The sequence below is a fragment of the Acidovorax sp. FW305-C-20-28 genome, from assembly GCF_058783375.1.
On record NZ_JBYSYM010000001.1, the window covers coordinates 459,011 to 477,775 of the forward strand.

The window sequence follows — 18,765 nt, forward strand, 5'->3', positions numbered from 1 at the left end:
GGTCGTCAGCCCAGGTGCTGCCCGAGGATGCCGGCCAGCTCGAACATGCCCGCCGAGTCTTTGCCGAACACGGCGCGCAGCTTGTCGTCGGCGACGATGGTGCGCTTGTCCTTGGGGTCCTGCAGGTTGTTGGCCTTGATGTACTCCCAGAGCTTCTTCACGGCTTCGGGCCTTGCCACGGGCTCGTTGCCGATCACTGCGGCCAGCGCTGCGCTGGGAGCTGCACCGGCGGCGGCCTTGCGCGGCGCCTTGGCGGCCGCGGTCTTGGTGGCGGCCGCCTTCTTGGCCGGGGCCTTCTTCGCAGCAGCCGCCTTGGCCGGTGCCTTGGCGGCGGCACCCGCCGTCTTGCCGGCAAAGCCGCCACCGGCGGTCTTGCGCGGCGGGAACTTGCTCGGCGCGAACTCGAAGTTCACCTTGCCCGCCTCCTTGTCCCAGGCCAGAAAGGCTTTGAACGCGCGGCGCGTGCGCATGGAGACGAACTTGTCCAGGAGGTCGGTCTTGCCGGTCTCTAAGAGCTTGTGCATCTGCTCGCGCTCCACCGGCTGCTGCAGGATGATCTTGCCGCTCTTGAAGGTGCAGCTCGGCGTGGGCTGTGCGGCCGTGGGCACGGCCTTGCTGCAGACGTAGTTGGCGCCATGCTCGTGCACGCCGGCGCCGCAGATCGGGCAGGGGCCCAGGGACGCGTCGGTGAACTCCACGATCTCGCCCGACTCCTCGGCGTTCTTGTCGTCGCCGAAGTCGAATTCGAGCTTGTAGTTGTGCGCCTCGTCGTCGTACTTGATGACGATCTCGGAGGTGAACGGCCAGCCCGCCTTGGAGCGGAAGCCCTCCAGCGGGCCGATCTTCTTGTCGCGCAGCAAGGCCTCGGCCTCGGCGGTCTCGAAGGTGCGGCCCGCGGGCGACTTGCCGAAGCTGAAGCCGCAGGGCTCGGCGCCGGGCTTGCCCACGCAGGCGTAGCGGCGGTAGTTCTCCTTGACCACGCCACCGCAGTTGGGGCACGGTGCTTCCAGCGTCGCATAGTCGCCGGGAATGGTGTCGCGGTCGTATTCCTTGGCCTTCTTGACCATGCGCTCGGTCATGGCGGCGATGTCGGCCATGAAGGACTCGCGGCTCAGTTGGCCCTTTTCCATCTGCGAGAGCTTGAACTCCCATTCGCCGGTCAGGTCGGCGCGGCACAGCTCCTCCACCTCCAGCCCGCGCAGCAGCGTCATGAGCTGGAAGGCCTTGGCCGTGGGGATGATCTCGCGGCCTTCGCGCAGCATGTACTTCTCGGTCAGCAAGCCTTCGATGATGGCCGCGCGCGTGGCCGGTGTGCCCAGGCCCTTTTCCTGCATGGCTTCGCGCAGCTCGTCGTCGTCGATCTGCTTGCCCGCGCTTTCCATGGCGCCCAGCAGCGTGGCTTCGGAGTAGCGTGCCGGTGGCTTGGTCTTGAGGCCCTTGGGGTCCGCCTGCTCGGTGCGCACGGTCTCGCCGGGCTTCACGGGCACCAGGTTCTGGCCCTTGTCGCCGTCCTTGCCGCCCTCCACCTCGTCGGCCGCTTCCTTGCCGTAGATGGCCAGCCAACCGGGTTTGACCAGCACCTTGCCCTCGGTCTTGAAGCTGTGGCCAGCGGCCGTGCTGATGCGCGTGGTCACCGTGTACTCGGCGCTCGGGAAGAACACCGCCATGAAGCGGCGCACCACCAGGTCGTACAGCTTTTGCTCGGCTTCGGACAGACCGCTCGGCGCCTGCAGAGTAGGGATGATGGCAAAGTGATCGCTCACCTTGCTGTTGTCGAAGATGCGCTTGGAGGGGCGCACGTAGTTGTTGGTCAGCGCCGTGCGCGCGTGCGGCGCCAGGTGGCGCATGCTGCTTTCGGCCAGCATCTCGAAGGTCTGGCGCGCCACGGGCAGGTAGTCCTCGGGCAGGGCGCGCGAATCGGTACGCGGGTAGGTCAGGGCCTTGTGGCGCTCGTACAGGCTTTGCGCCAGGGCCAGCGTGGTCTTGGCCGAGTAGCCGAACTTGCCGTTGGCCTCGCGCTGCAGGCTGGTCAGGTCGAACAGCAGGGGCGAGGCCTGGGTGGTGGGCTTGCTTTCCTCGGTGACGCTGGCCTTCTGGCCGCGCACGGCGTCGGCGATCGCCTGGGCCTCGCGCTGCGACCAGACACGGTCGGCGCGCATCTCCACGTCCTCGCCCTTCTTCCACTTGGGGTCGAACCACTTCGCAGGGTACTCACCCGCCTCGGCGGCGAAGCTGGCGTGGATTTCCCAGTAGTCGCGGCTCACGAACTTGCGGATCTTCTCTTCGCGCTCCACCACCAGCGACAGCGTGGGCGTCTGCACCCGGCCCACGGTGGTCAGAAAGAACCCGCCGTCGCGCGAGTTGAAGGCCGTCATGGCACGGGTGCCGTTGATGCCCACCAGCCAGTCGGCCTCGCTGCGGCTGCGCGCCGCATGGGCCAGGCCGGCCATCTGTTGCTCGTTGCGCAGCGCGTCGAAGCCGTCGCGGATCGCCTGGGGCGTCATGGACTGCAGCCACAGGCGCTTGACGGGCTTGCCCAGCGGCTTGGCGCCGCCGGCGTACTGCTCGATCAGGCGGAAGATCAGCTCCCCTTCGCGGCCCGCGTCACAGGCGTTGATGAGGGCCGTCACGTCCTTGCGCTTGGCCTGCTTGACCACCGCGTTCAGGCGCGTCTTGGTCTTGTCCACGGGCTTGAGGTCGAAGTACGGCGGGATCACGGGCAGGTGGGCAAAGCTCCACTTGCCGCGCTTCACGTCGAACTCTTCGGGCGCCTGGATCTCCACCAGGTGGCCCACGGCGCTGGTGACCACATAGCGGTCGTTCTCGAAATGCTCGTCGTGCTTGTCGAACTTGCCCGCCACCGGGGTCAGTGCGCGCACGATGTCCTGCGCCACCGAGGGTTTTTCTGCAATTACCAGGGTCTTGGTCATTTTTTGGGTTCTCGCCAGTCTGGCTGTCCGGCATCCGGCCGGTCGCTTCTACAATTCGTTGCCTCACGCGTACACGCGCACGCGCATGTGTGCATATTCAAGTTAACAGAGTTTTTGCCATGCCCCGCACCGCATCGTCTGCCGCCCCTTCCGTTCCATCGGGTCGCCGCATCCAGACCCGGCGCTCGGGCGTGCATGGCAACGGCGTGTTTGCCGTGCAGGATATTGCAGAGGGCGAAGTCCTTGTCGAGTACACGGGCGAAGTCATCGGCTGGCAGGAGGCGCAGGACCGCCACCCCCACGATCCCCTGCAGCCCAACCATACCTTCTATTTCCATGTGGATGAAGACCGCGTGATCGACGCCAAGTTCGGCGGCAACTCCTCGCGCTGGATCAACCACAGCTGCAACCCCAACTGCTACGCCGATGAGCAGGACGGCCGCATCTTCATCACCGCGCTGCGCAACATCGCTGCCGGTGAGGAGCTCAACTACGACTACGGCCTGATCATCGACGAACCCTACACCAAGAAACTCAAGGCGGAATACCCCTGCTGGTGCGGCAGTGACAACTGCCGGGGCACCCTGCTGGCACCCAAGCGCGGCTGGCGTCCGCCCATGCCACCCGAGCCCGCAACGGCCCCGGTGCGTAAGAAAGGTAACAAAAAGAGCGATGCCGGCGCCGGGGACCAGGCCAAGCAGGGCGAAAGGCCATGACGGCGCTTTCCCTGCGCTGGCCCGCCGAAGCCCTCTGGCAGGCCGTGGAGCCCCGGTTGCCAGGCTTCTCCGTGGAGGTGCTGCCCAGCATCGACTCCACCAACACCGAGCTCATGCGCCGTGCGCGCGCCGGCCTGTGCGACCCCACCCTGCTCGTGGCCGAGCAGCAGACCGCCGGCCGCGGGCGCCTGGGGCGCGTGTGGCAGAGCGATGTGGGGGCCTCGCTCATGATGAGCCTGGGCCTGCCGCTGGCGCCGGCCGACTGGTCGGGCCTGTCGCTGGCGGTGGGCGTGAGCGTGGCCGAAAGCCTGCAGCCGTTGCTGCCGGCCGAGGGCGCTGCCCCGCGCATCGGCCTCAAATGGCCCAATGACCTGTGGGTCAGCGGTGACCGCAAGCTCGGCGGCATCCTGGTCGAGACCGCCAGCTTCGTGGCGCCCCAGGGCGCCCAGGCGGAGCGCATGCCCGCCACGCGCTATGTGGTCGTGGGCATCGGCATCAATGTGCTGCCGCGCAGCGGCGAGGGCATGAGCATGCCCCCGGCCAGCCTGCAGGAGGTGGAGCCTGGTCTGGACGCTCCGGCGGCGCTGCTGCGCGTCGTGCCGCCGCTGGTGGCCATGCTGCAGTCCTTCGAGGGCTATGGCTTCTCGCCCATGCAGGCGCGCTTTGCGCAGCGCGACATCCTGCAGGGCCGGGCCGTCACGCTGAGCGATGGCCAGGCGGGCACTGCCCACGGTGTGGGCGAAGACGGCGCACTGCTGGTACAGACCGCCAGCGGCATGCAGGCGATCACGAGTTCGGAAATCAGCGTGCGGCCCAGCCCGGCGCTGCCGTCATGACCCCGGGAGCTGCATGCTGCGCCTTCTCATCCTGATCCTGCTGCTGGCCAATGGCGGCTATTTCGCCTGGTCGCACGGGCACTTGCGCGAATGGGGCCTGGCGCCGGTGCAGGAAGGCGAGCCGCAGCGCATGGGCCAGCAGCTGCGGCCCGAGACCCTGCAGATCCTGCGCGTGCGGCCCGCCAGTCCGGCGCCGCAGCCCCCGGTGTCCGAGGCTGCGCCGCCGCCCGTGGTGGTGGCTGCTGCTGCGGCGGCGGCGACGGCCACCGAATGCCTGCAGTCGGGCGTGCTCGACGAGCGCCAGGCCGACGCGGTGCGCTCGGCTGCGGCCGGGCTGCCGCAAGGCAGCTGGGTGCTGGAATCCACGCCCCTGCCGGCGCGCTGGATGGTTTACATGGGCCGCTTCGAAGACCAGGAGGTGCTGGACAAGAAGCGCGCCGAACTGCGCGCCCGCAAGGTCGATTTCGACCGCCCTGGCGGCACGCTGGAACTGGGCCTGTCGCTGGGCCGTTTCGCGACCGAAGAGGCGGCCAAGCGCGAACTCGCGAACCTGGGCGAGAAGGGGGTGCGCACCGCCCGGGTGATCCAGGAGCGCGCCGAAACCCCGGGCTTCACCTTGCGCCTGGCGGCCGTGACCGAGGCCCTGCGCCCGCAGCTGGACAGCCTGCGCGGCCCCCTGGCCGGCAAACCCCTGCGCACCTGCGGCTGAGCCGTGCCGCGCCCAGGTCCTGCACGGTGGTGATCGCGCCGTCCTTTCCACAGTTCCCGCAACCCTGACCCCATGACCGACGAAGCCACCTCCATCCAGTGCGGCACCCATGGCGAAGCCCTGCCCACCTACGTCTGCGGGCACCTGGGCCGCAACCCCGCGCAGCGCTGGTTCTGCGACGCCCCCGAGGCCGACTACCCGTACCCGGACGCCTGGTGCGCCAGCTGCAATGACGAGCTGCTGAAGGAAGGCGGCGAATGGAACGAGCGCAACGAAGGCTGCCTGGACCTCCAGATCCTGTGCCACCACTGCTACCAGGACGCCATGGCCCGCAGCGTTGGCGCGATGGCCGAGCCGCAGCAGCACGCCTGGGAAGATGCCGTGGTCGACGCCCACCACGCCCTGGTGCACAAGCAGAAGGCGCTGGAGTCGGACCATGGTATCTCGCGCTTCGAGCGCTGGGATTACGACCAGGCGCAGGGCACGCTGACCTTTTCGCACGAAGGGGCTCCCAAGGTGGTGGCAGACATCGAGTTCATCGGCTCGGTCTCCAAGGCCAGCGGCACCTGGCTCTGGGCCTGGGCCAACTTCGGCAACCATGCCAAGGTGAGCACCCGCATTCCGGCCGTGCGCGAATGGGGGGAGGTGCAAGGCTTTCTGCCATTGACCGTGCCGCGCTGGGAAGCGGACGTGACCGACGGCTGGGAGCTCTCGGGCGTGGCCGCGCAGGTGCTGGGTGCGCGCGGGGTGTACCGTGCGCCCACCGACAACGGCTACCTCTTCATGGCGCTGATGTCGTTGCGTGCCGTGGGGTGATGGCGGCTACAGCGGGATGGTCCGCGTCTCGCCGTGCCGCATCAGCCAGACGCGCTCGGCCGGCAAGCCCCGCTCGGCCAGTGCGGCGGTCAGGTCGCGCGGCGGGTGGTCGAAGGCCTCCTGCGTGAGGGCAAAGGTGCCCCAGTGCACGCCCATGGCCTGGCGCGCCTCGACATCCAGCATCAGCTGCACGGCATCGGCCGGGTTCACGTGCATGGGTTTCATGAAGTCGCGCGGCAGGTAGGCGCCGATCGGCAGGGCCAGAAAGTCCACTGCACCCAGGCGCTGGCGGATGGCCTTGAAGTCATCGCTGTAGCCCGTGTCGCCCGGGAACAGGAAGCGCCAGGGCCCCGCGGCATCGGGCCGGCTCCATTCGATCAGGTAGCCGCCCCAGAGCGAGGCATTGGTGTCGTTCAGGCTGCGCCGGCTCCAGTGCTGGGCCGGGGTGAAGTGCACGCGCACGCCGGGCGCCAGGTCCACCGCACCCCACCAGTCGAGCTCCACCGTGTCGGCCATGCCGCGCCCAACGAACCAGTCCCTGAGCCCAAGGGGCACGATGAAGCGCGGCGTCTGCCCCGCTGCGCGCAGGCGCTTCAAGGTGGCGCTGCACAGGTGGTCGTAGTGGTTGTGCGAGACCAGCACCGCGTCGATGCGCGGCAGTTGCTCGGGGGTGAGCGGCGGCGGTACGCGCCGCGGCGCTCCGAAACGGCCCAGCGGCCCGGCATGGCTGGCCAGCGTGGGGTCGATCAGCAGGTTCAGGCCCGCTACCTGCAGCAGCATGGAGACATGGCCCAGCCAGGTCACCACCGGGGCCTCGTGCCGCTGTGCCAGCAGCGCGTGGTCCACGGGCTGGGTCCAGTCGCGCACAAAGCGCGCATAGCCCCCTGCGGGCGCGCTGCGCGGCTTGAAATCGCCGCGCAGCGAGCGCCAGGCCATTTCGTACCAGGGGAAGTCGCCGATCACGACCCGGTCATCGGTGTTGCGAAAACGGCGTGGCGGCGATGCGGGAGAAGCAGGCATGGGGCATCCGGCAGAACGGGATTTCATGATGCCTCAAACCGGTCTTCCTGGCCGCGGCCTGCGACCAAGGCCCCGGGTTCAGTCGGGCGCGTGCTCGCTGGCCGCAAAGCGCACGCTGAAGCGTGCCCCGGGGGGCTGCATGCCTGGGTGGGCGTCTTCGAGCTGCACCTCGGCCCCGTGCTTGCGCGCGATCTCCAGCACGATGGGCAGGCCCAGGCCCGAGCCGTCGGCATCGCTGCCCAACGCCCGGTAGAAGGGCTGGAAGACCAGTTCGCGCTCGGATTCGGGCACGCCCGGCCCCGAGTCCTCCACCTGCAGCAGCAGCACGCGGCCGAAGGTGTCGGCCAGCACGCGCGTGGTGACCACGCCGGGCCGATCGGGGGCCGAGGGGGTGTAGTTGAGGGCGTTGTCCACCAGGTTGCGCACCAGCTCCTTGAGCAGGGTCGGGTTGCCATCGACCCAGACGCCGGGTGAACCCGGCTCGGCACCGTCGTAGCCCAGGTCGATGTGCTTTTCGAGCGCGCGCGGCACCGAGTCGCGCACCACCTCGATGGCCAGCCGTGCCAGGTCGCAGGGCTGGCGCGCCAGGACCACACCGCTGCCTTCGGCGCGGGCCAGGGCCAGCAACTGGTTGACGGTGTGCGTGGCGCGGATGCTGGAGCGCCCGATCTGCTGCAGCGAGCGCTTGAGTTCCTCGGTGCTCGTGCCCTCGCGCTGTGCCAGGTCGGCCTGCATGCGCAGGCCCGCCAGCGGGGTCTTGAGCTGGTGCGCCGCGTCGGCCAGGAAGCGCTTTTGCGTGGCCAGCGAGTCGTGCAGGCGCGTGAGCAGGTCGTTCACCGAGGAGACCAGCGGCGCCACCTCCAGCGGCACGGTGCGGTCGTCCAGTGGCGACAGGTCGTCGGGGTTGCGCGCACGGATGCGCTGCTCGAGCTGGTTCAGCGGCTGGATGCCGCGCGCCAGCGCCAGCCACACCAGCAGCACGGCCAGCGGCAGGATGACGAACTGCGGCAGCATCACGCCCTTGATGATCTCGGTGGCCAGCACGCTGCGCTTCTCGCGCGTTTCGGCCACCTGCACCAGGGTCAGCGGGCTGTCCTTGAGCGGCAGGCGCACCCAGATGTAGGCCACGCGGATGTCGATGCCGCGCAGCTCGGCATCGCGCAGCCGCACCTCGCCGGGCATGGGCACTTCGTCGGACGGGGGCGCCGGCAGTTCGCGCTCGCCCGAGAGGAACTCGCCGCCCACGCCCTTGACCTGGTAGTACACCACGTCGGAGTCGTCGGCGCGCAGGATCTCGCTGGCCGGCTGGGGCAGGTTGAACTGCACCACGCCTTTTTGCACGCCCACGAGCTGGGCCAGGGCATGGGCGTTGTACTCCAGCGCGCGGTCGAAGGGCTTGTTGGCCAGGCCCTGGGCCACCAGCCAGGTCAGGGCCAGGCTCACGGGCCACAGCAGCAGCAGCGGGGTGAGCATCCAGTCCAGGATCTCGCCGAACAGGGAGCGCTGCTCGCGCTGGAAGATTTTCAAGGACTAGCCCGGGATCTTTTCGAGGCAGTAGCCGAGGCCGCGCACCGTGGCGATGCGGATCGGGCCGCGCTCGATCTTCTTGCGCAGGCGGTGGATGTAGACCTCGATGGCGTTATTGCTCACCTCCTCGCCCCACTCGCACAGGCGCTCGACCAGCTGCTCCTTGCTCACCAGGCGACCGGCGCGCTGCAGCAGCACCTCCAGCAGGCCGAGTTCGCGCGCGGACAGCTCCACCATCTTGCCATCGATGGTCGCCACCCGGCCGGCCTGGTCGTACACCAGCGGGCCGTGCTTGATGGCACTGCTGGTGCCGCCCATGCCACGGCGCGTGAGGGCGCGCACCCGGGCTTCGAGCTCCTGCAGGCTGAAGGGCTTGGCCATGTAGTCGTCGGCCCCGAAATCCAGGCCCTTGACGCGCTCTTCCACGCTGTCGGCCGCGGTGAGGATCAGCACCGGCAGTGCCGAGCCGCGGCTGCGCAGCTTCTTGAGCACTTCCAGCCCATGCATGCGCGGCAGGCCCAGGTCCAGGATCAGCAGGTCGAATTCGTTGTTGGTCATCAGCGCAGCGTCGGCCTCGCTGCCGCTGGCCACGTGGTCCACCACGGCGCCAGAGCTGCGCAGCGTGCGCAGCAGGCCATCGGCCAGCACCTGGTCGTCTTCGGCGATGAGGATGCGCATGCGGTGTGTCTCCTGGTGGGCGGCCCCAGTCTGGCGCTGGGCCTGCCCCGGATTCTAGGCGCCCACCGCCCTGGGCGGCCGCAGGCCGCTGCAGTACCTGCGGCCCGGTTGTGGTGGATCAGCTGCGCGGATCGGTGGCCAGCAGCCTGTCCACCAGCGCCCGCAGGTCGGCTCGCAGCCGCGCCATGCCCTCGGGGTGCTGTTCCAGGGTGGTTTCGTCCATGTACAGCTTGCGGTTGATCTCAAGCTGGATGCTGTGGCGGTGTGCTGCCGGGTCGCTGTAGCGGCGCACCAGCTCCACGCCCTTGTAGGGGTGGTTGTATTCCACGCTGTAGCCGCATGCGCGCAGGTGCTCACAGACCAGGGCAGAGAGTGCCGGGCTGGCGGTCGTGCCGTCGCGGTCGCCGACCACGAAGTCGGCATGCACCAGGCCCGGGAAATCGGTGGCGTGGCTGGCGGCCACGGCGGGCATGGAATGGCAGTTGATGTGGAGGCTGTAGCCGTGGCGCGCGTGCGCGGCGGCGATGGCCTGCTCCACGGCACCGTGGTAGGGGCGCCAGCAGCGGTCGATGCGGGCACGCACCTCGCCCACTGTGAGCAGTCGGTTGTAGATGGGTTCACCTTCGTCGGTGAACTTCCAGACCAGGCCCTTGCCCAGGCGCACCTTGGAGAGCACACGGGGATCGGTGGAGATGGGGTCGGTCCATTCACCGTCGAGCAGTGTGACGTCGAGCTCGGTGGTGTCGCGGTTGGCATCCAGGTAGATGCGGGGGAAGTGGGCTTCCACCCAGGCCACGCCCAGCGCGGGGGCGAAGTCGTAGAGCTTCTCGACGTGGGTGTCTTCGGCCCGGCGCAGTGTGGGCAGGTCGCAGGCGGAGCCGAAATCGTCGGGGTAGCGGGTGCCGCTGTGCGGCGAGTCGAGCACCAGGGGCGTGGTGCCGGGCAGGTAGGTGAAGGTGGGGGGCGAGGACGAAGGGGAGGAGGAGGCCGCAGGCGACAGCGAGGTGCCGGGAGAACCGGTGGCACCAGGCTGGGCCTGCTGGAATCGTCGATGGATGAGTTTCAAGGCTGCATGCATAGGCAGAGTGTGCGCAAAGTGGGACGGCCGGCCTAGCCGTCCAGACCGGGTGGAGACCATGGTTATCCCTAGTCTCCCCCAGCGATGGCCGCCGGGTCTTCCGACCCGGTGTGTGTTCAGTCCAGGGCGATCTTGGCGTAGGTCGCGACGCGCTTCATCTTCTCGATCTCGCGCACCAGCTGCGCCGAGAACTCCTTGGGCGTGGTGCCCGAGGGGTACAGGCCCTGGCCCGCCAGGCGCTCGCGCACCGCAGGCTCCTGCAGTGCCTGCGCCACCGCCTGCTGGATGCGGTCCACCGCGGCTGCGGGCGTGCCGGCCGGGGCGACCAGACCGAACCAGGAGGGGTCGTTGTTGTTGGCGAAACCCAGTTGGGCATAGGTGGGGACCTCGGGCAGCACGTCCAGCCGGCCTGGCCACGAGACCGCCAGTGCCTTGAGCTTGCCGGCCTTGATGTGCGGCAGCGAGGAGGCCACCTGGTCGAAATACACCGCTACCTGGCCGGCCAGCACGTCGTTGATGGCCGGGCCCGCACCACGGTAGGGGATGTGCACCATGGAGGTGCCCGTGCTGCTCTTGAACAGCTCGCCCCACATGTGGCCGATGGTGCCGTTGCCGGGCGTTGCGAAGGACACGCGGCCGGGGTTGGCCTTGAGGTGCTTGACGAGGTCGGCGAAGTCCTTGACCGGCAGTGCCGTGGGGTTCACCACGACCACGCCGGGCGCCTTGACGATCTCGGTCACGCCCACGAAGTCCTTGATCGGGTTGTAGGGCAGCTTGCTGTACACGGCGGGGTTCACGCCATGGGTGGAGAGCGTGGCCACGCCCAGCGTCAGGCCATCGGCCGGGGCGCGTGCCACCTCGGCCATGCCGATGGAGCCACCCGCGCCGGCGCGGTTGTCCAACACCACGGGCTGCTTGAGGATGCGCACCAGCGATTCCTGCAGCGCACGCACGGTGATGTCGGTGGCACCGCCGGGCGGGAAGGGCACGACGATGCGCAGGGGCTTGGCGTCCTGCGCAAAGGATATTCCAGGAACGAAAGATGCGGCAGCCAGGGTGGTGAGCAGGTGACGGCGTTTCATGGGGTGTTTCCGTAGAAGAAGACTGGAGGTTAAGGGATTCGGTGCTGATCTTCCAAGCAATGGATGTGCCTGATAACATTCCAATATGGAATGATTTGAGAACTTAGCATGTCCTCTCTGCGCCGCCTGTCCCCGCCCCTGCACCTGCTGCGTGCGTTTTCCACCGTGACCCGGTTCGGCGGGGTCTCGCGCGCGGCCGAGGCCTTGCACCTGACGCAGAGCGCGGTGAGCAAGCAGGTCAAGGAGCTGGAGGGGTGGGTGGGCGTGCCGCTGTTCGAGCGCAGCCGCAAGCGCCTGGCGCTGACCCCGGCCGGCGAGCGCTACGAGAAGGCCGTGCGGGCCGTGCTCGCCCAGCTGGAGGCGGCCACGCTGGAGCTCATCACCAGCGACGACGGTGGCGGTGCGCTGCACCTGTCGAGCCTGCCGACCTTTGCGGCCAAGTGGCTGATCCCGCGGCTGCCGCAGTTCCAGCAGCAGCACCCCCAGGTCACGCTGCATTTCGTGCCCTATGTGCACAGCTACAACTTCGAGCGCCCCGAACTGGACTGCGCCATCCTCTTCGGCGATGGCCATTGGCCCGGCGCGCACGCCCACTACCTCACGGGGCAGGACGTGGCGCTGATTGCGCCGCGCGCCCGCGTGGCGGACTGGCGCATCGAGCACCCGCGCGACGTGGCGCGGCACAGCCTGCTGCGCCATGTCACGGTGCCCGAGGCCTGGCTGCGCTGGAGCGAAACGCACGGCGTGCAGGGGCTCAACCCGCTGGCCGGCCCGCAGTTCGACCAGTTCCAGTCCATGATCCGCGCCGTGATGGCCGGCATGGGCCTGGCGCTGGTGCCGCGCTGCCTGGTGCAGGACGAGATCGCCAGCGGCCTGGTGCGCGAACCCCTGCCCGGCTGCGGTTATCAGAGCGACATGGGTTACTGGTTTTGCTACCCCGAAGGGCGCAACCAGTTGCAGACCCTGCAGGTCTTCCGCGCCTGGCTGCTGGCCTGTGCAGAGCCGGCGGCCCACTCCCAGCCGGCGCCTTGAGGTGCTGGTCGTCAACAAGGGTTGACGGCAGTGGAATCGTCAACTACAGTTGACGGCATGCAAGTCCCTCCGCCCCTTCCTTCGCCCGACGACCCCGAGGCGGCGCTCGCCGCCGTGGTGGCTCTGCGCCTGGTGGCCGACCGGCTGGAGGCGAACGCCGTGGCGGCTGCGCTGGCGCAGGGCTGGTCCTGGGCCGATATCGCGCAGGCCCTGGGGGTGAGCAAGCAGGCCGCGCACAAGCGGCTGTCGCCGCATGTCCCGAAACCATGAGTGAAGAAAGAAGGAGCCTTGCCATGTTCCGCCAGTTGCAGCACCGTTTCCAGAGCATGCGCACCCTGAGCCGCCTGTGCACGCAGGCCGAGGCCCATGCCCGCGCCGGTGGCCAGTCGGCCCCGGGCGCCGAGCACTTCCTGCTCGCGGCCATCGACCTGCCCGAGGGCTCGGCCCGCCGGGCCTTCGAGAGCATCGGTGCCGATCCGGCGGCGGTGCGCGGCGCCATCGAGCAGCAGTACCGCGATGCCCTGCAGGGCCTGGGGCTGGGCGATGTGGGGTTGCCGTCGGCGCCGGCCCTGGCGCCCCCTGCCCCGGGGGTCTACCGCGCCCAGCCTTCGGGGCAGGAGCTGGTGCAGGCGTTGGCGCACACACGCAAGGACCAGGGCGGCCCGCTGCTGGGCGCCCATGTGGTGGTGGCGGTGGCCGCCATGTCCCAGGGCATGGCCGCGCGCACGCTGCGCGCCATGGGCGTCGATGCCGACCGGCTGGGGGCGGCAGCGCGGGCCCAGGTGCCAGCCACCGCCCACTGAACGGGGCTCAGCGCCACGGCGGGGCCTGGGTGTCCCCGCCAGCGTAGGCCTCGAGCCCGATCGCCACCACGGTGGCCACGTCCTTGCCCACCTCGTCGCGGAACTCCGCTTCGGCCTGCGCCACGGCGTCGCGAAAGGCCTGCAGCCAGGCCAGGCCGGTGGGCGTGAAGCACACGCGCCGTGCGCGGGCATCGAGCGGGTCGGCCTCGCGCGTGACCAGGCCCCAGGCCTCGCACTGGTCGACCAGGGTGGCCATGGCCTGCTTGGTCATGCCGGCGCGCCGGGCCAGGTCGGTCAGGCGGTCGCCCTGCAGCGCCAGGTGGCGCGTGATGTGCACATGGGCGGCACTCACCTGGTCGCGCGCGGCCAGGTTGGACAGGGCCAGGGGCACCTCCACATCGTGCGCCATGAGCTGCAGCACGCGCGCGTCGAAGCGGCGCATGGCGTGGCCGAGCAGGCGTCCGAGGTGGGTCTGGCGCCAGCCGTCCTCGCTGTCTGGCGCGGTGATTGGAGGCGGAAAATCAGGCATCCGATATTGTCAGGCAAACTGACTAAATAGTGGATTGCTGCCGTGCAATGCCTCGCATAAACTACTGTTCAAGCATCCAGTCTGTAGTTAATTGCAGACCAAGGGCAAGCATCCAACCCGTTGTTTTTCAAGGAGTTTTCCATGGACGTCGCAGTCAAAGGCACCAACCCCGCTCTTCCCGTCAATACCGAAAAGGCCAAGGCCCTGGCGGCCGCGCTGGCCCAGATCGAGAAGCAGTTCGGCAAGGGCACCATCATGCGCCTGGGCGAAGGCGAGGCCATCGAGGACATCCAGGTGGTCTCCACCGGCTCGCTGGGCCTGGACATCGCACTGGGCGTGGGCGGCCTGCCACGCGGCCGCGTGGTCGAGATCTATGGCCCGGAATCTTCGGGCAAGACCACGCTGACCCTGCAGGTGATCGCCGAGATGCAGAAGCTGGGCGGCACCTGCGCCTTCGTGGACGCCGAGCATGCGCTGGATGTGCAGTACGCCCAGAAGCTCGGCGTGCAGCTGTCCGACATGCTGATCAGCCAGCCCGACACCGGCGAGCAGGCCCTGGAAATCGTGGACAGCCTGGTGCGCTCGGGCGCCGTGGATCTGATCGTCATCGACTCGGTGGCTGCGCTCACGCCCAAGGCCGAAATCGAAGGCGAGATGGGCGATGCCCTGCCCGGCCTGCAGGCCCGCCTGATGAGCCAGGCACTGCGCAAGCTCACGGCCACGATCAAGAAGACCAATTGCACGGTCATCTTCATCAACCAGATCCGCATGAAGATCGGCGTGATGTTCGGCAGCCCCGAAACCACGACGGGCGGCAATGCGCTCAAGTTCTACGCCTCGGTGCGCCTGGACATCCGCCGCACCGGCACCATCAAGAAGGGCGACGACGCCATCGGCAACGAGACCAAGGTCAAGGTGGTCAAGAACAAGGTGAGCCCGCCCTTCAAGACGGCCGAGTTCGACATCCTGTTCGGTGAGGGCATCAGCCGCGAGGGCGAGATCATCGACATGGGCGTGACGGCCAAGATCGTCGAGAAGTCGGGCGCCTGGTATGCCTACAACGGCGAGAAGATCGGCCAGGGCCGTGACAATGCGCGCGAGTTCCTGCGCGAGAACCCCGACCTCGCCCGCGAGATCGAGAACAAGGTGCGCGAAGGGCTGGGCATTGCGCTGCTGCCCGACGGGCTGCCAGCGGCTGCCGCGGCAGACGATTCGGACGAGTGATACGGCGGCGCATTGGGCGCCACCGCGTACACCTTGGCGGCCATTGCGCAGTGTTGCGGCAATGGCCGCTCTGCATTGGACCATTGCCTGACCACCAGACCCATGGGCTTTGACACCCTTTCCCTGAAAGGCCGCGCGCTGCGGCTGCTGGCCCAGCGCGAGCATTCGCGTGCCGAGCTGCTGCGCAAGCTGCGCCCGCATGTGCAGGAGGGCGAGGACCTCGATGCCGTGCTGAACGAGCTCCAGGCCCGGGATTTCATCAACGAGGAACGCGTGGTGGCTTCGGTCGTGCACCAGCGTGCGGGCCGCATGGGCGCGGCTCGCATCGGCCAGGAACTGCAGGCCAAGGGCGTGGGTGGCGAAGCCGTGCAGCAGGCCCTGGCGCAGCTGCAGGACACGGAACTGGCCCGCGCCCGCGAGGTGTGGCGCCGCCGCTTCGGCGAGCCGGCCGGGGACCCGCAGGGCCGCGCGAAGCAGGTGCGCTTTCTGATGGCGCGCGGTTTTTCCAGCGAGGTGGTGCGCCGCGTGGTGCGCGGCGTGCAAGAGGATGAGGGTTAGATCCCCAGCATCAGCTTGAGGTTCTGCACTGCAGCGCCGCTGGCGCCCTTGCCCAGGTTATCGAGGCGCGCCACCAGCACGGCGTGGCGGTAGGTCTCGTTGGCGAACACGCGCAGCTCGAGCTTGTTGGTGTTGTTGAGCGCCAGGGCGTCGAGCTTGCCGTCGGCCGTGGCGGGCAGCACGCTGACCCACTGCTCGGGCGTATTGCTCTTGGCGTAATGGGCTGCCAGGGCATCGTGCAGATCGCTGGCCTTGGGGGCGCCGGGCAGCAGGTCCAGGTGCAGGGGCAGCTGCACCAGCATGCCCTGCTCGAAGTTGCCCACCGAGGGCACGAAGATGGGCCGGCGCGTCATGCCCGTGTAGCGCATGATCTCGGGCAGGTGCTTGTGCGACAGGCCCAGCGCATACAGCTCGAACAGCGGCGCTTCGCCCTTCTGGTAGGCCTCGATCATGGTGCGCCCGCCACCGGAGTAGCCGCTGACCGAGGGCAGCGCGAGCGGGAAGTCCGCGGGGATGAGGCCGGCATCGACCAGAGGGCGCAGCAGTGCGATGGCGCCCGTGGCATAGCAGCCGGGGTTGGCCACGCGCGTGGCGGCGGCCACCACGTCGGGCTGCCCTGGGGCCAGCTCGGGAAAGCCGAAGACCCAGCCGGGCGCGGTGCGGTGCGCCGTGCTGGCGTCGATGATTTTGATCTTGCGGCCGCCGGCCTGCTCGATGCCGTCCACCATGGCCACGGTCTCGCGCGCGGCGTCGTCGTGCAGGCACAGCACGACCAGGTCCACGCCCGCGATCAGCTCGCGCTTGGCGGCGGGATCCTTGCGCAATTCGGGCGCGATGCTGACCAGTTCGACCGCGGGCATGGCCTGCAGGCGTTCACGGATCTGCAGGCCCGTGGTGCCGGCTTCGCCATCGATAAAGACTTTGGACATGGGGTGACTCCTGCTGCTCTGGCAGTGGCTACTGCCGGGTAAGAATGGATGGACTTCAACGCTGTACGTGTTAGGCACAAGGGATGGTGCGTCGCAGCATGATACAGTCGAAGGTTGCCATGTCCCAAGCCCGCGGCCAGACACCTGCTCATGGCAAACGGGTAACTACCACCCTTCCCTGAGAGAGACCTCATGAAGATTCACGAATACCAAGGCAAGGAAATCTTGCGCAATTTTGGTGTGCCCGTTCCGCGTGGCATTCCCGCATTCACGGTGCAAGAAGCCGTTGAAGCAGCCCAGAAGCTGGGCGGCCCCGTGTGGGTCGTCAAGGCCCAGATCCACGCCGGCGGCCGCGGCAAGGGTGGTGGCGTGAAGGTCGCCAAGACCATCGACGACGTCAAGCGCCTGGCTGGCGACATCCTGGGCATGCAGCTCAAGACGCACCAGACCGGTCCCGAAGGCCAGAAGGTCCGCCGCCTGTACATCGAAGACGGCGCCGACATCAAGAACGAACTGTACGTGTCGCTGGTGACCGACCGCGCCACGCAGAAGGTCGCGCTGATCGCTTCGAGCGAAGGCGGCATGGACATCGAGGAAGTGGCCCACTCCACGCCCGAGAAGATCATCACCGAGATGATCGACCCGCTGACCGGCATCACCGCCGAGCAAAGCAAGAAGGTCGCGGCCGCCATCGGCCTGACCGGCGCTTCCATCGACCAGGCTGTGGACATCTTCGCGAAGATCTACAAGTGCTACATGGAAACCGACGCGTCGCTGGTGGAAATCAACCCGCTGAACTGCGACTCCAAGGGCGACCTGATGGCCCTGGACGCAAAGTTCAACTTTGACGCCAACGCCCTGTTCCGCCACCCCGAGATCGTGGCCTTCCGTGACCTGGACGAAGAGGATCCGGCCGAAGTGGAAGCCTCCAAGTTCGACCTGGCCTACATCAGCCTGGACGGCAACATCGGCTGCCTGGTGAACGGCGCCGGCCTGGCCATGGCCACCATGGACACCATCAAGCTGTTCGGCGGCGAGCCTGCCAACTTCCTGGACGTGGGCGGCGGTGCCACCCCCGAGAAGGTCACCGAAGCCTTCAAGATCATGCTCAAGAACCCCAAGGTCGAGGGCATCCTGGTCAACATCTTCGGCGGCATCATGAAGTGCGACACCATCGCCACCGGCGTGATCACCGCCTGCAAGGCCGTGAACCTGAATGTGCCGCTGGTCGTGCGCATGAAGGGCACCAACGAAGAGCTGGGCAAGAAGATGCTGGCCGAGTCCGGCCTGCCCATCATCGCCGCAGACACCATGGCCGAAGCCGCGACCAAGATCGTTGCTGCCGTCAAGTAAGCCCGGAGAACACACATGTCGATCTACATCAACAAAGACACCAAGGTCATCACCCAGGGCATCACGGGCAAGACCGGCCAGTTCCACACCGAGAAGTGCCAGGAATACGCGAATGGCAAGAACGCCTTCGTGGCGGGCGTGAACCCCAAGAAGGCCGGCGAGTCGATCTTCAACATCCCGATCTACGCCTCCGTCAAGGAAGCCGCGACGCAGACCGGCGCCACCGTGTCGGTGATCTACGTGCCGCCCGCAGGCGCTGCGGCTGCCATCTGGGAAGCCGTTGAAGCCGACCTGGACCTGGCCATCTGCATCACCGAAGGCATTCCAGTGCGCGACATGCTCGAAGTGCGCAACAAGATGAAGGCCAAGGAAGCCGCTGGCGGCAAGAAGACCCTGCTGCTGGGCCCCAACTGCCCCGGCCTGATCACGCCCGACGAAATCAAGATCGGCATCATGCCCGGCCACATCCACCGCAAGGGCCGCATCGGCGTGGTCAGCCGCTCCGGCACGCTGACCTACGAAGCCGTGGCCATGCTGACCGAAGTGGGCCTGGGCCAGTCGAGCGCCGTCGGCATCGGTGGCGACCCGATCAATGGTCTCAAGCACATTGATGTGATGAAGGCCTTCAACGACGATCCGGACACCGACGCCGTGATCATGATCGGTGAAATCGGCGGACCCGACGAAGCCGAAGCCGCCCAGTGGTGCAAGGCCAACATGAAGAAGCCCATCGTGGGCTTCATCGCTGGCGTGACCGCCCCTCCCGGCAAGCGCATGGGCCACGCTGGCGCGCTGATTTCCGGCGGTGCCGACACGGCCGATGCCAAGCTGGCCATCATGGAAGAGTCCGGCTTCGTCATCACGCGCAACCCTTCGGAACTGGGCAAGCTGCTCAAGGCCCAGCTGAAGTAAGCTGACCGTCCAGGCGTTCGTAAGCACTATTAC

19 protein-coding genes are annotated in these 18,765 nt (G+C 67.9%); 11 read left to right on the plus strand and 8 right to left on the minus strand.

The genetic code is table 11. The annotated features are described in order from the left end of the window. Positions 1-5: 5 nt before the first annotated feature. Positions 6-2,930: a DNA topoisomerase III gene (locus AC3WOH_RS02160; RefSeq protein WP_492227760.1), complete on the minus strand. Its 2,925-nt coding sequence runs from the start codon at positions 2,928-2,930 to the stop codon at positions 6-8. Positions 2,931-3,049: 119 nt separating this feature from the next. On the opposite strand from AC3WOH_RS02160, the gene AC3WOH_RS02165 reads away from it, so the two are divergent. The 4 genes from AC3WOH_RS02165 to AC3WOH_RS02180 all read left to right on the plus strand — a co-directional run bounded on the left by AC3WOH_RS02165 (position 3,050) and on the right by AC3WOH_RS02180 (position 6,007). Next, a complete protein-coding gene (locus tag AC3WOH_RS02165; protein WP_492227761.1) occupies positions 3,050-3,646 on the plus strand; it encodes an SET domain-containing protein in 597 nt (198 codons plus the stop codon). Continuing rightward, positions 3,643-4,482 (plus strand): biotin--[acetyl-CoA-carboxylase] ligase, encoded by an 840-nt coding sequence (locus AC3WOH_RS02170; RefSeq protein ID WP_492227762.1) that lies wholly within the window; start codon positions 3,643-3,645, stop codon positions 4,480-4,482. Before AC3WOH_RS02165 ends, AC3WOH_RS02170 begins: the two co-directional genes overlap by 4 nt. 13 nt (positions 4,483-4,495) lie before the next feature. Then, positions 4,496-5,191 carry an SPOR domain-containing protein gene (locus AC3WOH_RS02175; RefSeq protein ID WP_492227763.1) on the plus strand — a complete coding sequence of 232 codons (696 nt, stop codon included), beginning with the start codon at positions 4,496-4,498 and terminating at the stop codon, positions 5,189-5,191. 72 nt (positions 5,192-5,263) lie between these two features. Then, entirely contained in the window at positions 5,264-6,007 is a 744-nt protein-coding gene (locus AC3WOH_RS02180; protein ID WP_492227764.1) for a DUF6882 domain-containing protein, read from the plus strand. Positions 6,008-6,013: 6 nt separating this feature from the next. Here the strand turns inward: AC3WOH_RS02180 and AC3WOH_RS02185 are convergent, their stop codons facing one another. The 5 genes from AC3WOH_RS02185 to AC3WOH_RS02205 form a co-directional block, all read right to left on the minus strand. Beyond that, positions 6,014-7,027 carry an MBL fold metallo-hydrolase gene (locus AC3WOH_RS02185; protein WP_492227765.1) on the minus strand — a complete coding sequence of 338 codons (1,014 nt, stop codon included), beginning with the start codon at positions 7,025-7,027 and terminating at the stop codon, positions 6,014-6,016. A 78-nt stretch (positions 7,028-7,105) separates the two neighbouring features. After that, positions 7,106-8,554 (minus strand): sensor histidine kinase, encoded by a 1,449-nt coding sequence (locus tag AC3WOH_RS02190; protein WP_492227766.1) that lies wholly within the window; start codon positions 8,552-8,554, stop codon positions 7,106-7,108. A gap of 3 nt (positions 8,555-8,557) precedes the next feature. Beyond that, on the minus strand, positions 8,558-9,232 hold the full coding sequence (locus AC3WOH_RS02195; RefSeq protein WP_305744333.1) for a response regulator: 675 nt from the start codon (positions 9,230-9,232) through the stop codon (positions 8,558-8,560). Between the two features lie 118 nt (positions 9,233-9,350). Next, the gene (locus tag AC3WOH_RS02200; protein WP_492227767.1) at positions 9,351-10,310 is read right to left on the minus strand and encodes an N-formylglutamate amidohydrolase; all 960 of its coding nucleotides are present in this window, start codon (positions 10,308-10,310) and stop codon (positions 9,351-9,353) included. 116 nt (positions 10,311-10,426) lie between these two features. Beyond that, positions 10,427-11,392 carry a tripartite tricarboxylate transporter substrate binding protein BugE gene (locus tag AC3WOH_RS02205; protein WP_492227768.1) on the minus strand — a complete coding sequence of 322 codons (966 nt, stop codon included), beginning with the start codon at positions 11,390-11,392 and terminating at the stop codon, positions 10,427-10,429. Between the two features lie 108 nt (positions 11,393-11,500). Between AC3WOH_RS02205 and AC3WOH_RS02210 the strand changes: the two genes are divergently transcribed. The 3 genes from AC3WOH_RS02210 to AC3WOH_RS02220 are packed head-to-tail and all read left to right on the plus strand — an operon-like array spanning position 11,501 to position 13,227. Next, complete coding sequence (locus tag AC3WOH_RS02210; RefSeq protein ID WP_492227769.1) at positions 11,501-12,424, plus strand: LysR substrate-binding domain-containing protein; 924 nt, start codon at positions 11,501-11,503, stop codon at positions 12,422-12,424. A gap of 57 nt (positions 12,425-12,481) precedes the next feature. Continuing rightward, the gene (locus tag AC3WOH_RS02215; RefSeq protein ID WP_492227770.1) at positions 12,482-12,694 is read left to right on the plus strand and encodes a helix-turn-helix domain-containing protein; all 213 of its coding nucleotides are present in this window, start codon (positions 12,482-12,484) and stop codon (positions 12,692-12,694) included. Between the two features lie 23 nt (positions 12,695-12,717). After that, positions 12,718-13,227 (plus strand): Clp protease N-terminal domain-containing protein, encoded by a 510-nt coding sequence (locus AC3WOH_RS02220; RefSeq protein WP_492227771.1) that lies wholly within the window; start codon positions 12,718-12,720, stop codon positions 13,225-13,227. Between the two features lie 7 nt (positions 13,228-13,234). On the opposite strand, the gene AC3WOH_RS02225 is transcribed toward AC3WOH_RS02220, so the two are convergent. Then, positions 13,235-13,756 carry a MarR family winged helix-turn-helix transcriptional regulator gene (locus tag AC3WOH_RS02225; protein WP_492227772.1) on the minus strand — a complete coding sequence of 174 codons (522 nt, stop codon included), beginning with the start codon at positions 13,754-13,756 and terminating at the stop codon, positions 13,235-13,237. A gap of 141 nt (positions 13,757-13,897) precedes the next feature. Here AC3WOH_RS02225 and recA point away from each other — a divergent pair, with 141 nt between their 5' ends. Together recA and recX are read left to right on the plus strand one after the other, a co-directional pair. Next, positions 13,898-14,980 (plus strand): recombinase RecA, encoded by a 1,083-nt coding sequence (gene recA, locus AC3WOH_RS02230; RefSeq protein WP_492227773.1) that lies wholly within the window; start codon positions 13,898-13,900, stop codon positions 14,978-14,980. A gap of 102 nt (positions 14,981-15,082) precedes the next feature. Next, positions 15,083-15,538 carry a recombination regulator RecX gene (gene recX / locus AC3WOH_RS02235; protein ID WP_492227774.1) on the plus strand — a complete coding sequence of 152 codons (456 nt, stop codon included), beginning with the start codon at positions 15,083-15,085 and terminating at the stop codon, positions 15,536-15,538. Here recX and argC read toward each other — a convergent pair. Further along, entirely contained in the window at positions 15,535-16,467 is a 933-nt protein-coding gene (gene argC / locus AC3WOH_RS02240) for an N-acetyl-gamma-glutamyl-phosphate reductase (protein ID WP_492227775.1), read from the minus strand. The genes recX and argC overlap by 4 nt on opposite strands. 192 nt (positions 16,468-16,659) lie before the next feature. Between argC and sucC the strand changes: the two genes are divergently transcribed. Continuing rightward, on the plus strand, positions 16,660-17,820 hold the full coding sequence (gene sucC / locus AC3WOH_RS02245) for an ADP-forming succinate--CoA ligase subunit beta (RefSeq protein ID WP_492227776.1): 1,161 nt from the start codon (positions 16,660-16,662) through the stop codon (positions 17,818-17,820). Between the two features lie 15 nt (positions 17,821-17,835). Continuing rightward, positions 17,836-18,732, plus strand: coding sequence for a succinate--CoA ligase subunit alpha (sucD, locus tag AC3WOH_RS02250; RefSeq protein WP_492227777.1), 897 nt, complete (start codon positions 17,836-17,838; stop codon positions 18,730-18,732). The last annotated feature ends 33 nt before the right edge of the window (positions 18,733-18,765 follow it).